Origin of the sequence: Bartonella kosoyi, assembly GCF_003606325.2 — a bacterium.
Classification (GTDB): Bacteria; Pseudomonadota; Alphaproteobacteria; order Rhizobiales; family Rhizobiaceae; genus Bartonella; species Bartonella kosoyi.
The window spans coordinates 2,054,715-2,069,726 of sequence record NZ_CP031843.2; the positions used below are offsets into that span (position 1 = coordinate 2,054,715).

The following is a 15,012-nucleotide window of genomic DNA, read 5'->3' on the forward strand; positions in this document are numbered from 1 at the left end:
GAATATTCTTAAAAAGAAAAAGATAAGTTTAAACAAGTGATAGGCTTTTCTTCCCTCGCCTTAAAATGAAGGTTTCTTAAATCCATGCCAATCGATCAAGAATGGTCTCAGCATAATCTTTCTTGGGGTTAACCCTTCATGGGATCCTTGACCCACCCAGACAAACAATCCTTTTCCTTAAAGAGATAACAAATCCCCTAGGAGAATTTAGGGAAACATATTGAATGAGAAAAGAAAAATCTATAAAATTCGCTCATTTCCCCACTCTCTTCTTCAATCAATTAAAATCACTTGTCTCTCATCACCAGAAGAGCTGACAGATGAAAAAAACACTGAAATAAGGAAACAAGACGTCTTATGAAGTATCTGAAATGTCAAAAACAGCTATCCGCATCGGTGGCGTGTATATAATCGTGGCAGTTTGTTCCTTTTCTTGAATGAAAGAAGAGGTGTGTACCTTTAAATTGATACAGTCCCGTGCGACAGAGTGAAATGAGTTTGAGAAAAATAAGGACAAACAAGTAACACAATGGAATATTCTCTGCTTCGCAAGAACAATGAGTCAGCCATAAAGAGCGTTATCTTTTATAATGGTCAATCCATTGAACACATCTTCTTTACGCTTGAGAAGGAGCAAAACCGCCCTCATTACACAACTTGTGCCAGCTCATGGGCGTACGATAAGGCTCTTGGCCCTTGAAATGGTAAAAGGCATTTTTCGTCCTTTCTTATATAATTTTACCCCACACGTCCCCCGCTTATCAGCAAGAGATCTTGACTGATGGAACATAGAAAAGACTTAAAATAAGGGAAACTTGCGGTATTCAGAGTTCTAACGCAAGTTAAACAGCACTATATTATCATTATAGATCAAAGAGTTGCGTAAGATTGAATAAAAACATGTTGCGCTGTGAAATATTCTGCATCTTACAATGCATTTTTCCAAGCAAGTTTTCTCGACAAAAAGAATATTTTTGTTAAGATGTCCTTGAAAAACTTTACCTTCTTCATGTCCTTTTATAAACTTGAGAGTATCGTCAAAATCGTGCAATTGGGAATAAACGAAAATGAATTTACAGCAAATTGCCCCTGATATTTTTATCGGCACCCAAGTGAGTATAGAAAATATCAAAACATTGGCAGAAGCTGGTTTTAAAACAATTATCTGTAACCGCCCCGATCACGAGGAACCTCATCAACCTGACTTTTCAAGCATTAAAACGGTCGCAAATGACTATGGCATAAAAGCCTATTACCTTCCCATTTCTCCTCCGACCATAGAAAAATCAGATGTTGAGACCATGCAAAAAATTTTAAAAACAGCATCTCTGCCTCTTCTCGCCTATTGCCATCGCGGAACGCGTTCGCTGCATCTTTATGGGTTAGCATGTCTTGAATCATAGGTTTTACGCGCTCTCAAAAAACAAAAATTCTTAAATTCGCACTAATCTGTAAAAAAAAATCATCTGTCAATCATCTTTGTCTCATGCCTTCTCCTTGAACTTCTTCCTTTTAGGAGCCCTTTTCATTAGGACACGATAAACAAGCTCTGCTCTTTAAAGATACAACAAACCTTCCCCTTTGAAGCCATAAAGAAGCTATAAAAATTCCTGCAAATTGATAAAGCGATTAGCTTTTAACATAAAAAAAATCATCGATTTTAAATTTTGTGAAAGTGTAAGGTTAAAAGCGCAAGAAATTAAAAAAAACAGTTCTCCTTTTTCTTCTCATCTCTTCTTGCCAAACATGCTGTGTCCTTATTCATTCACGATTCATCATAAATTTTAACGAATCAGAAAGAAACAAGCAGTAAAGTTTTAATTGACAACAAAAGCCATACAATTCACTTTAAACAAGACAATGCCTCAATCAGATCTTCAGATATTCGATTCTCCCTCTCAACAACGCAAGAAACATATACTCCGTGATGTTTTGGAATATATGTTTGTGATGATCATCACTTTAAGTGCTATTTTTGCGAGTTTTCTCTCTTTTTCAGATAAACTTAGAGTGTATTTTTAAAAGTAAGCAGCCTATCCAACGGGGATAAGGGTTGGACTGTCTTTAAAATTTCTTTTGCTTTTTTTTCATCACGGTGCATTTGTGCAATCAAAGGTTCAAGCCCATCAAATTTTTCTTGTCCGCGCAAAAACTGGAAAAAAGAAACGCTACAGCTTTCCCCATAAAGGTCGTCATTAAAGTCAAATAAATAGGTTTCCAAAAGGGGGGCCCCATCTTTAACAACTGTTGGACGACAGCCAAAACTTGCAACCCCATCATATAAAATACCGTTGGCACGACGCAAACGCACCGCATAAACACCATGAGCCAAACGAACTTGAGAAGGCAACATCTGATTAGCGGTAGGAAATCCCAAAAGACGTCCAAGCTTGTCGCCTTGAATAATATTGGAGCATACCCGATAGTGATAGCCTAACAAATGAGCGGCTTTGTCCACTTCCCCTTGTGAAAGAAGTTGCCGAATAAAACTAGAGGAAATGATCAACGGTCTTGAACCTTGAGGACGAGAAACACCCGGATGAGAAACGCAAGGGACTTGCACGACCTGAAATCCAATTTCTTCTCCTCTTTGGCAAAGAAGAGGAACGTTTCCACTTTTCTGATAACCAAATTGAAAATTTTCACCTGTCACCACCACAGAAACATCAAAAATTTCCTTTAGAATTGATTTGATAAATTCATCGGCTGAAAGAGTGGCAAATTGAGCATCAAAGGGCTGTTCAATCACGCCATCAAAGCCCAAGATTTTAAAAATTTCAGCTTTTTCAGCCGCTTCAGTCAAACGATAGACAGGTGCTGAACGTTGAAAAAAACTTCTTGGATGCGGTTCAAAGGTTAAAACAACAGCGGGTTTCTTTTTTATCCGCGCGAAATCAAGTGCTTTTTGCAACACCCCCTGATGCCCACAATGAACACCATCAAAATTTCCAAGTGCCAACACAGCTCCCCGCCAAGCAGAAGGAAAGGTATGAATTCCCTGAAGACGTAAAAAATTAGCCATTACTGAAGTGCCCACATGATTGCTTGTGGCCTATAATCATGACGTTCGAGAGAAGAATGCAAAGCTTGCTTATCGACCACACCATTTTGCATATAATCATAACGATGAATCCCCCCCATAATATAAAGGGCATCAAGACCAAAATGCGCCGCCCCTTTAATGTCCGTCAAAAGACCATCACCAATCGCTAAAATTTGACTTTTTTCTACTGTCCCACGTATTTTTTGAAGTTTTTCAAAGGCACATTCATAAATAGGCGCATGAGGTTTTCCAGCAATGCGGACTTCCCCTCCTAATTGTTGATAAAGACGTGCCAATGCGCCGGCACACCAAAATTCCTTATTTCCATAATGGACAATCACATCCGGATTAGCACAAATAAACGGTAAATTCCGCGCCCTTATGCGACGAAACATCACCTCATAAGCAGAGGGTTCTTCATCCAAATCCTCAAGAAAACCACTACAAACGACAACAGAAGCCTCTCTCTCTTCAACAAATTCACACGTCAATCCTTCAAACAGCACCAAGTCACGTTGTGGACCAATGAAAAAAACTTTACGTGGTGCAGCACAAATGAGATCCCGCGTGACATCTCCTGAAGTGATAATGGCATCATAATAGTCACTATGAATATTCATACTTTGTAATTGAGCCGCAACATCTTCCCGGAGTCGAGGAGAATTGGTTAATAAAATGACAGTTTTTCCCATTTGTCGAATTTTATCCAACGCTTTCAACGCAGGTTCAAATGCATGGATACCGTTATGCACAACACCCCACACATCACAAAAAACAGCATCATAACGTTCTATAACAGTCTCAATATGGGTAAGTTCATTCATGGTGCACCTATCTCTATTTGTCATTGATCAAGCTGTTTTTTACTTCAAAACTACTTAGCGAAAGATAATATTTCTGTCATCTTCTTTCTCAAACCATATCCCAACTTTACATCACTTATTAAAGATCATAAGAAATGATAAAATAAATAAGCTATCGTTAAGTCGTGCAAAATTCTAAAGTGCTTTATAACAAAAGCTTATCATTCTACAATACTCATTTTCTTCATAAAAACTTCAATTCCAACAACAACTGCGTTGATGCAGTTTTTTAGCGAAAATACTCAAGTTCTTAATTTGGAAAATAAACAGATTAAAAAACGCCTAAAAATTACTTCCTTAGGGATAAAATCATTGATTTATAATGATCGTTTATTCTTCAAGCCTCATGAGAAGCCCAAATATCTTTTCTCATTTCAAATCTGTTTATATTAAATTAATCACAACACTTTGTTTGCCCATTCATTAAGTAGAATGAGCAATAAAAACACTTAAAAATAAAGAATAAAATATTTCTTCCTCTCAAACGCAAAAATTGTCGGAGTATTTTGAACTGACAGAGGATTAGAACTATGCGCCATTGTACACCTTTTTTCAGGAAAGATAGAAACATAGCGTTTATCCTATCCATAGAAGCTTTCCCTTGCTATACTTTCACGCAGCACCATTCATGAAATGAGGACGAGCCTTGAGAAAGATTTTTTAAAACAAGCAGGTGAAGTGATAAAATCCAAGCTATTTTGTTTTTGTGTGTTGCATGAGGGATGTTCACTCATGAAAGCTTTTCCCTCTTATTATGATATCTCAATGATATCTCAACCACATAAGAAAAGCCATTTTGGTTATTGATCAAAGTCCTCGTGAGGCACCCACAGAGAGCTGAATTTTAAACTCCACGGGGAAATTGTTGCTCCCTTCAGCAAATGCAGAGCTGAGGCCATCATTTTGATGAGCACGTCTTAAAAATTTGAAAGGCAAACAGTCTCTCCTTCAATAAATCTACCCGTTATCAGAAAAATGATTTTTATTGCCAAGCTCTTAAAATTACTTTACCCACTGAAAGATGTTTTGATCGCATACGTGGCGATCAAAAGGAAAGACAAATTCAAAACCTCAAACCATAAAATTATCCCGCTTTGCGTTTTTTTTGGAATTCCGGGAGATTTTGCACTGTCCAAGTGCTTCCCAGCACTAAAAGCAAAATGCTGATTTAGCTTCAGTTTTAGACTCCCGGAATACGCATAAGAGACGCTCGCACTAGGCGGGGACAAATGCAAACTCAAAATCTTAATATTGATCTTTTTGTCGGCAAAAAAATTCGCTTGAAGCGAAAAATGTTGGGAATGTCTCAAAAAACATTAGGAGACGCTTTAGGGGTAAGTTTTCAACAAATTCAAAAGTATGAAAAAGGCTTAAATCGTGTAAGCGCAGGACGTTTAAAGGAAATTTCCGATATCCTAAAAGTTCCGGTTTCCTTTTTTTATGCGGATATTATCACAAAAGAAAACACCTCGTACCCTCATGAAGAAATTGCATCAAGCAAAGAGAAATTTTTGCTTTTAAAAAGTTTTAGAGTCCTGACCTCTGTCAAACAAAAAGCCATTTTAAAATTAATTTCTGATCAAAATTAAAACGTTTTAAATGACCTTTATCCTCTAACCTGCTTTCTATTCTAAGAACAAAGCCCTGCAATTTATAAACAACGCGTTTTTTATTGAACAGGCTATTGGGCTGATTTCCTATGATAGGCAACACGATATTTTCTCTTCATAAGCCTTCATGCCGCTTCATCAATATTTCTCTGAAAATATCTCGAAAAACATCATGACAAGAGCACGCTCATTAAGCCATCATGAAAACAATTCATGATATAAGCCTTAAAATATTGAGCAATACTTCTTTTGACTGTTCCAAATTTGAAAAAGTTCTATCCTCTCCACCTCCCCTGTGCTTAAAAGGAGCAGCTTACAATCTGGTGTCTTGTCTAACAGTTTCACTGAGCTGACTTCAACCTCTCAAAGGACAACGTTCCATGAGGCGCTACGAACAAAAACCCTCTAACAAGCGAGCCTCCTGCACACCTTTAAGCACAAAAATACTTCAATCCAGTTCAATCTGTAAACAAAACAATCCAGCTTTTTAAGGAAGCACATCAACTGGGTTTATTTTAATCACCCACCTCAAAGAACAGCCTCTCATGAGACTGTAAGGTTTGTCCTAATCTCACACATTTTTGCAATAAACATCACGTAAATATAACAAAACCAATCATTGGCTTGCAAAGGGGTTGTAAGATCCATTATCTTGCCGCCATTTTGAAGGTTCGGTAAAGTCGCTTGACCAAAGACCAATCTTGTTGTTACGTGCTTTTTCTTCCGCATGATGATACTGTGTTGGAAGAGGATTTTTATCCTCCTTTGAGAGCATCAACATCCCTTCTGTAAGACCTGCCTCAGCTAAATCAACCCCTTGAACAAAACACTGCGCATAATAAACACCATTGTGTATAAAAGCCCGTTTACAGGATAAATCCTGACCAAGTGTTTTGGTAACAAGCCAAGCCATTGTAACCGCACCACAAGGCCATTCTTGATCCTTTAATTTTGCTTTTTGGCGGGGCGCGCATGTGTCCACACCATAAAGATGAATATCACGGGTCATATGAGATCGCCAAGATTGTGCAGAAGGCGTCAGCAATTTAAACGTAACCCCACTGGTAACCGATGCCCTGCCATGAAAAACAACTGTATTATTGACACCATCGCTTGATAAAACTGTCTTCTGCTGCTCAAACACTGGTTTATTTTTTTCAAGCGCAGCTTCATTTTTTTCTAAAGACTGTTGAGTAATCGATTGACTTAAATCTTTTTCTTCCCGATAGAGATCAACAATATCTTGGATATCTTGCGTTTTTAATATTTTAAGAAAGCTGAAATCTATTTTATCTTTATATTGGCTTAATCCCCACACTATGGACCCCATAATGTAAATAATAACAATCCATTTAAATAGCATTTCTTAACACGCTCGCTCAAAAAGTTCATATTTTTCTATCATTTTATATTATTTATCAGCAATCCCCTTGTTTTTAAAGAAAAAATATAAATATTTGTGTTACACATTAACTACATTTTGTAAAAAATAATATTCTCTCTCACCTTATTTTAATATTGTTGTCTTAACCAGAAACACAACTTAAAATTGCCATTTTCATGTAACACAATCTAAATTTGATAAAGACTTCTGTCTCTTTAAAAGAAGCGTTTGAGAGTGAGAAAATCCACGATCAAGACTTTTAAAATGAAAAAACGAGGAGTTTAGACTGTCATAGAATAACAGAATTCTCCAGTTGTTAGAGGCAATGGAATGTCGACAGATGAATAAATATTGTTTGTTAAAAAGAGAGGTAAAATGACAGATAATAGACTTCAGAACATCATTTTTATCGTGACCATGCTGCTTTTTACAGCAGTACTTGTGTGCGATTTTTCTTATGCTGCTTCTGCTCCAGCTGCGGGTGGTTTCGGGAATCTTGATGGTGTTCTAGGCAACATTGTCGGGGTGATGACAGGTACAACGGCAAAGCTCATTGCCATTATATGTGTTGCTGCTGTGGGTATTGGCTGGATGTACGGCTTTATTGATTTACGCAAAGCAGCTTATTGTGTTTTGGGGATTGCTCTTGTTTTTGGCGCCCCTAGTCTCGTCGGCAAATTAGCAGGTACAGCATAAATGAACGAAGATACCCTTTTCTTGGCCTGTACACGGCCGGCCATGTTTGCTGGTGTTACAATGGAAGCCATGGCGCTCAATGTCATGGCAACGTCCATTCTCTTTATTGTGACCAGTGATTTTACCATGTTTGGTTTAGGCATCGGGATGCACTTTATTTTGCGAGAAGTGACAAAATATGATCACAACCAATTTCGCGTATTATTTGCGTGGCTCAATACAAGAGGAAAACAAAAAAATCTCAGCCGATGGGGAGGGGGGTCTACCTCTCCCTTACGCCTTGTCCGCACTTATAAGGAATTAAGCTGAAGGAATAAAACCGGTGAAACAGATGTCAATGATGAAACGGGAAACTTTGCCTGAAGAATATATTCCCTATATACGCTATATCAACCAGCATGTCATTGCTTTAAGTTCACGCTGTTTAATGGTTGTGATGGCTGTTGAAGGTGTCAATTTCGACACGGCAGATATTGATCAACTCAATTCTTTACATAACCAATTAAACACTCTTTTAAAAAATATCGCAGATGAACGGGTTGCTTTATATTCTCACATCATTCGCCGTCGTGAAACAATTTACCCGGAGGGTCATTTTCTTTCATCTTTTGCCACAACATTAGATGAAAAATACAAAAAGAAAATGGTTTCGCAAGAGCTGTATCGCAATGATCTGTTTATTTCACTGCTTTGGAATCCCGCAGCGGACAAAACACAGCAATTAGCTTCATTTTTTCAGCGCTTAAACAAAGCAAAAAAAACACAATCTGAACCTGACGCAGAAGCAATTCAGAAACTGGAAGAGTTAAGCCAAGATCTCATGCAAGGTTTAGAAGAATATGGAGCCCGTCTCCTATCAATCTATGAACATGAAGGACTTTTATTTTCCGAACAAAGTGAATTTCTCCATCAATTGGTGGGAGGAAGACGTGAACGTATTCCCCTTACATTTGGGACGATTGCTTCAACGATTTACTCAGATCGTGTTATTTTTGGGAAAGAGATTATTGAAATTCGCCATGAAAGCAATGAGCGCTTTGTCGGCATGTTTGGCTGGAAAGAATACCCTTCAAAAACACGCCCCGGGATGACTGATGGTTTACTTACGGTCCCCTTTGAATTCATCTTAACACAATCTTTTGTTTTTAAAAGTAAGGCGGCCGCCAGTGCCATTATGAGCCGTAAGCAAAATCAAATGATTAATGCAGCCGACCGGGCTAGCTCACAAATTGATGCACTGGATGAAGCTTTGGATGATTTAGAGTCAAACCGTTTTGTTTTGGGCGAACATCATATTTCTTTAGCCGTTTTTGCGGATCACCCCAAAATATTGACGGAGAACTTATCAAAAGCACGTTCTCATTTAACCAATGGTGGTGCCGTTATTGCCAGAGAAGATTTAGGATTGGAAGCTTCATGGTGGGCGCAATTACCTGGAAACTTTAGCTATCGTGCGCGTTCAGGTGCTATTACCAGCAGAAACTTTGCAGCGTTATCGCCCTTCCATTCTTTTCCCGTTGGCAAATTGAACGATAATGTTTGGGGAGCTGCTGTCGCATTGCTCAAAACACAGGCTGGTTCACCCTATTATTTTAATTTTCATTATGGTGATCTTGGTAACACTTTTGTTTGTGGTCCATCGGGATCTGGTAAAACAGTGATTGTTAATTTTCTTCTTGCGCAATTACAAAAACACAATCCAACCATGGTTTTTTTCGATAAAGATCAAGGAGCAGAGATTTTTGTCCGAGCTGGAGGAGGAAAATATAAACCTCTCAAAAATGGACAGCCCACGGGGATTGCCCCCTTAAAGGGTATGGAATACAATGAAAAAAATAAAATCTTTCTTCGTCATTGGATTTTAAAGCTCGTCACAGCTGAAGGGCAAATTGTAACAGAAGAAGAACGACAAGATATCGCCAAAGCCATTGACTCTTTAGAAAACCTACCCCCAGCACACCGCTCTCTTGGAGCCCTTCAGCTGTTTTTTGACAATACATCCAAAGAAGGAATTGCCATGCGGCTACAACGGTGGATCAGAGGCAATGATTTAGGATGGGTTTTTGACAATGATCAAGATGATCTTAATTTAAACGCACAATTCATTGGTTATGACATGACCGATTTCTTAGACAATGAAGAAATTCGGCGCCCTTTGATGATGTATCTCTTTCACCGCATTCTTGATCTGATTGATGGACGGCGTGTCATCATTGTGGTTGATGAGTTCTGGAAAGCTTTGGAAGATGATTCCTTCAAGGCCTTTGCGCAAGATCGGCTCAAAACAATCCGTAAACAAAATGGCATGATGCTCTTTGCCACACAAAGCCCCAAAGACGCTTTAAACTCCACAATCGCGCACACCATTATTGAGCAATGCCCCACCCAAATATTTTTTCCCAATCAAAAAGCAAATTACAATGATTATGTTGAAGCTTTTAAACTCACTGAGCGTGAATTTGAACTGATACAGTCAGAATTAAGCAGGGAATCCCGCCGTTTTCTCGTCAAACAAGGACAAAGTTCTGTCGTTGCAGAGCTTAACTTACGGGGAATGAACGATGAGATCGCCGTTTTAAGCGGCACAACAAAAAATATTGAACTCATGAATGAAATTATAAACGAACATGGCGCAGACCCTGAAAAATGGCTGCCCATCTTTTATAAAAGGAGAAAAAAACAATGAAAAAATATGGCTTAGTGACACTGTTATCTTTTTCTTTTATTTCTCATGCACTCGCACAAATGTCCCCCGATGCAGACGAATATTATAAACAAGCACTCGAAAATACACAAAAATTAGATACTGCAAGATCAGAAACCGCTGAGAGCATTTATAAGACAGCCACTGAAAAAGCAAAAAAAATCAAAGAGATAAATGGTAAACTTGAGCAACTGAAGTCACAAACAGAGACAACAGCAACTGAAACGACATCAGAGGCTGAAAAGCAATCTAATCTTAAAGAATTGCAGAAACGACAAGCTCTTCGTCAAGAGCTTCAAGTAGAAGTCTCTCTTCTTCAAGCCGATCTTCAAGCAAATTCTTTAAAACTTCAGGCCCTTAATATGATTCAAGCCAGAGATACAAAGACAAAAGAAGAGCTGCGTGAAGAAAAGGAGCAACAAAAACATAAAACACTTCAAGCACAATTAAAAGAAAAAGAAGAAAAGCTAAAAGAAAAACTTGAAAGTACTGGTGCAGATGTCAGACTATAATTTCCCTAAATTTGATAAGTTTTCTCCCTTTGAAAGCATTTCTGGGTATATTTTAAAGCCCCTCGACAATGTGATGAACACAACGGTGAGTGGGTTATCTTCTGCTATTTCAGCGCCCTTAAATCTCGCCGCAATCATTTTTATCTTTCTTTATGGCTATAATGTTATGACAGGTCGTATTGCGCTTTCCATGCACAGTCTTCTCAATAATGTTGTTAAAATTGTTATTGTGACAACAATGGCAACGAATGCAGAAACGTTTAATACATATGTCAAAGATATTTTCTTCAATGACTTGTCCAACGCTATTGGGAATGCGTTAAACAGCAATCCTGCAAACTCCAATGTTTTTGATTATATTTTGTTACAGGCAAGTGACCGCTATCAAGAAGTTTTATACAATGCTTGGTTTTTTGAAAAGATCGTTGTGGGGCTTCTTGGTTCTATCATGCTTCTAGCTGTTATTCTCTTTTGTATAGGTGGCTTTATTGTGCAAATGTTTGCCCAAGTTGCACTCGTGATGATTATAGGTCTTGGACCTCTGTTCATTAGTTTATATTTGTTCAATGCAACGCGAAAATACACCGATGCGTGGATTACAACTTTGGTTAATTTTACCATTTTACAAGTTCTCGTAATCATGCTTGGAACAATTATATGTCAAGTGATCATCCAGGTTCTCAGAGTTTCCTATGAATCAATCTATGTTCTTTTCCCACCTGTCATCGTCATTTCGATCATAGGGGTTATTATCTTCCGTGCACTTCCTGGTATTGCCACAGCGCTAGCTTCTGGCGGACCATACTTTAGCGCTGGTGTCTCTTCAGGAGGACAGATCTTCACGATGCTTACCAATAGTGCAAGAGCGAGTGGGAATGCCGTCAAAAGTGCCGCTTTACAAGTTTCAGGAGCTGCCAGTAATGCTGCGAAAGGTGCAGCAGGCGCAGCGGCAAAAGCAGGAAGTTTTGGAGGTGGTCGTGGTCGGTTTTAAGATAAAGCATCTCTTTAAAAGAAGAAGCATTTTGATTTTTGCTTTGCGTGCGCCTTTTGGCGCACGCACCATGATCTTGTTCCATGAAAGACTTAATATCATCTTAGGCTTTACAATAAAACCAATCACAATCTTGCCTCCCATAAACTTGTAAAAGTGTCCAAAATAAAAGGCTCTCATGCGTTGTATTCCAAGATATCTGTGAGTTCAAAAAATGAAACGAAAAATAACTTTTGTTATGATCTTAACAATCGCGCTTTCCGGCTGTGCCTCTTTGAGTGGTCCCAAAAAACCACCACGCTGTAATGGCAAACAGACACGTGCTTTAAATAAGGACAAGTGGAATTGGGACAACAAAAACGTTGCCTCCTCAGAAAAGGCCGTACATCCTGTTACCACTCCTATCATTCTCAATACTTTGGAAAGTGAAAAAGCAACAGCCAACTTAGCAGTTCACCCAGCTTTATTAAAGCCGGCTATTCATGAAGCGCGATCTGACAAAACTGTGGAGGTTCCGCATGAAAAGTGATGCCCTTGAAGAATATATAAAAGAAGCCCGCTCATTTGATATTGATCGCATGCACGGCATGCGCGTACGGATGAAAATTTCCATGGCTTTAACAGTGCTTTTTGGATTGATGACAATTGCACTGGCTTTGGCTGTCGCAGCTTTAACGCCTTTGAAAACGGTAGAGCCTTTTGTTATCCGCGTTGATAACTCAACAGGCATCATCGATACTGTAAGCGCCCTAAAAGACTCTCCTAATGACTATGATGAAGCGATAACGCGTTATTTTGCCAGCCAATATGTTCGTGCGCGTGAAGGTTTTCAAGCCTCAGAAGCAGAAAACAATTTTCGCTTAGTCTCTCTTTTATCTTCTCCAAAAGAACAAAATCGTTTTGCAACATGGTACTCGGGCAACAATCCAGAAAGTCCGCAAAATATTTATCATAACATGATTGCAACGGTCACAATCAAATCAATCTCTTTTATAAGCAAAGATCTTATCCAAGTTCGTTATTATAAAACGGTCAGAGACTTTAATGAAAAAGAAAATATTTCCCATTGGGTTTCAATCTTAAATTTTTCTTACGTAAACGCACATATTTCAACGTCTGATCGTCTCATCAACCCACTTGGTTTTCAAGTATCGGAATACAGATCTGATCCAGAGGTGATAAAATGATCAGACTTTTACAAATAATCTTTTTAATTTTTACGATCACTCAAGGCTTTCACACAGTTTTCTCATTTGCGGAAACAGCGCCTGTCAGTGCCCGTAAAGATAACCGCATCAGATTTGTCAATTATGACCCCTACAATGTCGTAAAAATCATTGGCTCCATTCGCTCCTCCGTTCAGCTAGAATTTGCCGATGATGAAGAAGTAACCTATGTAGGAATTGGAAATTCCGTTGCTTGGCAAGTTGCGCCAGCTGGTCACTTTGTTTTTCTCAAACCGCGTGAAATACAACCTGTGACCAATTTACAAATCGTCACAAGCCGCCAAGATGGAACAAAACGCTCTTATCAATTTGAGTTGCAAATCCGTGAAGGCGATGTTTCAGCCGGCAATGAGACTTATTTCTTGGTAAAGTTTCGCTACCCAGAAGATGAAGCCTTGCGTAAGAAATTAGCCGAAGCGGCAAAAGCCGAACAACGTGAAGAAAATTTTGTCAATGATATTTTAAATATCCATGAAGATTTTGGACCACGCAATTGGGCTTATGAAGCCCAAGGCTCATCCCTCATTGAACCTACTTCTGTCTATGATAATGGGAAAACAACAACTTTTACCTTTTTAGGCAATGTTGAAATCCCAGCCATTTATCTTGTAACGCCTGATGGACAAGAATCCCTCATTCCTAAATCAATTAAAGGCAACAAGGTTATTGTTCATGCGACAGCTGCACAATTCACACTACGACGTGGAAATGAAGTATTGTGCATCTTTAATAAAAGGTTCGTCCCAGAAGGAATTAACCCTGAAACAGGGACAACATCACCATCTGTAAAACGTAAAGTGAACATAGGAAGCAGCCATGAATAACAACGTGGATGAAAAAAATATTAACGATCGCGATACAATAAAAAATGCTCAAGGAAAAAGTCAACAAAGCAATGTAGGCAAAGCAATCGCTCTTGTTATTCTTTTCAGTGTCTGTCTTTATTTAGCCTATTCAACGCTTATCACAGAAAAAAAACAATCGATTGAATCTTCAAAAGAAGGACCAAAAGAAGGAAAAGTTATTAAACAAACAGAACTTTTTCGTCCTGCACAACCTGCCCCTCCCTCCGTTGAACCGGCTCACCGAAAGAACGCTCTGTTACCCAAAGTCGAGCTACCAACACCCAACATCAATCAATTAAATTCTGATGATCCTCTGTTGGAAGCCGCCCAACGTGCTCCTGTATTAGCTTATGCAAATACACAACAAGGCAAAACAAATGCACAAGCAAACAATGGCACTTTGCCACATCAACTTGACAGCAAACCTGATGAGACAACACAGCGCTTCAATCATCTTCTCAAACCTACAGTGCTTGAAGGTATTCGTGCTTCAACCCTTGGCAATCGAAATTATATCATTACGATGGGAACTTCTATCCCCTGTATCTTAGAAACTGCCATCAACAGTGATCAACAAGGATTTGCTAGTTGTATCGTTTCCAGAGATATTTTATCAGACAATGGTCGTGTTGTTCTTCTTGATAAAGGCACCCAAATTGTTGGTGAATATCGCGCTGGTTTGAAAAAAGGCCAAAAACGTCTCTTTGTGCTATGGAATAGAGCAAAAACCCCCAATGGTATCATTATATCCTTAGCTTCACCGGCAACAGACAGTTTAGGACGTTCTGGTATTGACGGTGATATTGATAATCATTGGTTAGAGAGGATTGGATCGGCACTTCTTGTATCTCTCATAAAAGATGTAACAAACTATGCCAATAAACGTTTATCAAAAAAACAAGAAAAAGAAGAGAATGAAACAATCTCTTCAGGACAAAACATTGCAAATATTCTTGTCGAAAATTACGCTAATATTCCTCCAACTTTATCTAAAAACCAAGGGGAAATGGTAAATGTTTTTGTTGCCCGCGATTTAGATTTTTCCAGCGTTTATAAACTGAAAGTTATCGAAAACAAAAAGCAGATTGTCAATCGAGCTGTTTCAAGAAACTTTTACAAAAATTCTGCGATACCTTAA

14 protein-coding genes are annotated in these 15,012 nt (G+C 38.7%); 11 read left to right on the forward strand and 3 right to left on the reverse strand.

All coding sequences use genetic code 11. The annotated features are described in order from the left end of the window. Positions 1-1,067: 1,067 nt before the first annotated feature. On the forward strand, positions 1,068-1,403 hold the full coding sequence (locus D1093_RS08835; protein ID WP_120102096.1) for a protein tyrosine phosphatase family protein: 336 nt from the start codon (positions 1,068-1,070) through the stop codon (positions 1,401-1,403). A 602-nt stretch (positions 1,404-2,005) separates the two neighbouring features. On the opposite strand, the gene D1093_RS08845 is transcribed toward D1093_RS08835, so the two are convergent. Then, the gene (locus tag D1093_RS08845) at positions 2,006-3,022 is read right to left on the reverse strand and encodes a bifunctional riboflavin kinase/FAD synthetase (protein ID WP_120102100.1); all 1,017 of its coding nucleotides are present in this window, start codon (positions 3,020-3,022) and stop codon (positions 2,006-2,008) included. Continuing rightward, positions 3,022-3,867, reverse strand: coding sequence for a TIGR01459 family HAD-type hydrolase (locus tag D1093_RS08850; protein WP_120102102.1), 846 nt, complete (start codon positions 3,865-3,867; stop codon positions 3,022-3,024). Before D1093_RS08850 ends, D1093_RS08845 begins: the two co-directional genes overlap by 1 nt. Positions 3,868-5,135: 1,268 nt before the next feature. On the opposite strand from D1093_RS08850, the gene D1093_RS08860 reads away from it, so the two are divergent. Then, complete coding sequence (locus tag D1093_RS08860) at positions 5,136-5,495, forward strand: helix-turn-helix domain-containing protein (RefSeq protein WP_244613993.1); 360 nt, start codon at positions 5,136-5,138, stop codon at positions 5,493-5,495. A 637-nt stretch (positions 5,496-6,132) separates the two neighbouring features. Here D1093_RS08860 and D1093_RS08865 read toward each other — a convergent pair. Further along, positions 6,133-6,879 carry a thermonuclease family protein gene (locus D1093_RS08865; protein ID WP_120102105.1) on the reverse strand — a complete coding sequence of 249 codons (747 nt, stop codon included), beginning with the start codon at positions 6,877-6,879 and terminating at the stop codon, positions 6,133-6,135. 396 nt (positions 6,880-7,275) lie between these two features. Here D1093_RS08865 and D1093_RS08870 point away from each other — a divergent pair, with 396 nt between their 5' ends. The 9 genes from D1093_RS08870 to virB10 all read left to right on the forward strand — a co-directional run bounded on the left by D1093_RS08870 (position 7,276) and on the right by virB10 (position 15,012). Beyond that, a complete protein-coding gene (locus D1093_RS08870) occupies positions 7,276-7,596 on the forward strand; it encodes a TrbC/VirB2 family protein (RefSeq protein WP_120102106.1) in 321 nt (106 codons plus the stop codon). Next, positions 7,597-7,905 carry a VirB3 family type IV secretion system protein gene (locus tag D1093_RS08875; protein WP_120102107.1) on the forward strand — a complete coding sequence of 103 codons (309 nt, stop codon included), beginning with the start codon at positions 7,597-7,599 and terminating at the stop codon, positions 7,903-7,905. A gap of 22 nt (positions 7,906-7,927) precedes the next feature. Next, on the forward strand, positions 7,928-10,282 hold the full coding sequence (locus D1093_RS08880) for a VirB4 family type IV secretion/conjugal transfer ATPase (RefSeq protein ID WP_120102109.1): 2,355 nt from the start codon (positions 7,928-7,930) through the stop codon (positions 10,280-10,282). Continuing rightward, positions 10,279-10,812 (forward strand): type IV secretion system protein VirB5, encoded by a 534-nt coding sequence (locus D1093_RS08885; RefSeq protein WP_120102111.1) that lies wholly within the window; start codon positions 10,279-10,281, stop codon positions 10,810-10,812. The genes D1093_RS08880 and D1093_RS08885 overlap by 4 nt, the downstream gene beginning before the upstream one ends. Then, on the forward strand, positions 10,799-11,803 hold the full coding sequence (locus tag D1093_RS08890) for a TrbL/VirB6 family protein (RefSeq protein ID WP_120102113.1): 1,005 nt from the start codon (positions 10,799-10,801) through the stop codon (positions 11,801-11,803). The genes D1093_RS08885 and D1093_RS08890 overlap by 14 nt, the downstream gene beginning before the upstream one ends. 214 nt (positions 11,804-12,017) lie before the next feature. Then, complete coding sequence (locus D1093_RS08895; protein WP_005775340.1) at positions 12,018-12,332, forward strand: hypothetical protein; 315 nt, start codon at positions 12,018-12,020, stop codon at positions 12,330-12,332. Further along, positions 12,286-12,990, forward strand: a complete 705-nt coding sequence (locus D1093_RS08900; RefSeq protein ID WP_425290146.1) for a VirB8 family type IV secretion system protein — start codon at positions 12,286-12,288, stop codon at positions 12,988-12,990. The genes D1093_RS08895 and D1093_RS08900 overlap by 47 nt, the downstream gene beginning before the upstream one ends. Further along, positions 12,987-13,853 carry a P-type conjugative transfer protein VirB9 gene (gene virB9 / locus D1093_RS08905; protein WP_120102115.1) on the forward strand — a complete coding sequence of 289 codons (867 nt, stop codon included), beginning with the start codon at positions 12,987-12,989 and terminating at the stop codon, positions 13,851-13,853. The genes D1093_RS08900 and virB9 overlap by 4 nt, the downstream gene beginning before the upstream one ends. Beyond that, positions 13,846-15,012: a type IV secretion system protein VirB10 gene (gene virB10 / locus D1093_RS08910; protein WP_120102117.1), complete on the forward strand. Its 1,167-nt coding sequence runs from the start codon at positions 13,846-13,848 to the stop codon at positions 15,010-15,012. The genes virB9 and virB10 overlap by 8 nt, the downstream gene beginning before the upstream one ends.

Bases quoted from the DNA above. Each gene is read 5' to 3' on its own strand.
- D1093_RS08850 (WP_120102102.1), bottom strand. From the start codon at position 3,867: ATGAATGAACTTACCCATATTGAGACTGTTATAGAACGTTATGATGCT.
- D1093_RS08900 (WP_425290146.1), top strand. From the start codon at position 12,286: ATGAAGCGCGATCTGACAAAACTGTGGAGGTTCCGCATGAAAAGTGAT.
- D1093_RS08895 (WP_005775340.1), top strand. From the start codon at position 12,018: ATGAAACGAAAAATAACTTTTGTTATGATCTTAACAATCGCGCTTTCC.
- virB9 (WP_120102115.1), top strand. From the start codon at position 12,987: ATGATCAGACTTTTACAAATAATCTTTTTAATTTTTACGATCACTCAA.
- D1093_RS08870 (WP_120102106.1), top strand. From the start codon at position 7,276: ATGACAGATAATAGACTTCAGAACATCATTTTTATCGTGACCATGCTG.
- D1093_RS08860 (WP_244613993.1), top strand. From the start codon at position 5,136: ATGCAAACTCAAAATCTTAATATTGATCTTTTTGTCGGCAAAAAAATT.
- D1093_RS08885 (WP_120102111.1), top strand. From the start codon at position 10,279: ATGAAAAAATATGGCTTAGTGACACTGTTATCTTTTTCTTTTATTTCT.
- D1093_RS08890 (WP_120102113.1), top strand. From the start codon at position 10,799: ATGTCAGACTATAATTTCCCTAAATTTGATAAGTTTTCTCCCTTTGAA.
- D1093_RS08835 (WP_120102096.1), top strand. From the start codon at position 1,068: ATGAATTTACAGCAAATTGCCCCTGATATTTTTATCGGCACCCAAGTG.
- D1093_RS08865 (WP_120102105.1), bottom strand. From the start codon at position 6,879: ATGCTATTTAAATGGATTGTTATTATTTACATTATGGGGTCCATAGTG.
- D1093_RS08845 (WP_120102100.1), bottom strand. From the start codon at position 3,022: ATGGCTAATTTTTTACGTCTTCAGGGAATTCATACCTTTCCTTCTGCT.
- D1093_RS08880 (WP_120102109.1), top strand. From the start codon at position 7,928: ATGTCAATGATGAAACGGGAAACTTTGCCTGAAGAATATATTCCCTAT.
- D1093_RS08875 (WP_120102107.1), top strand. From the start codon at position 7,597: ATGAACGAAGATACCCTTTTCTTGGCCTGTACACGGCCGGCCATGTTT.
- virB10 (WP_120102117.1), top strand. From the start codon at position 13,846: ATGAATAACAACGTGGATGAAAAAAATATTAACGATCGCGATACAATA.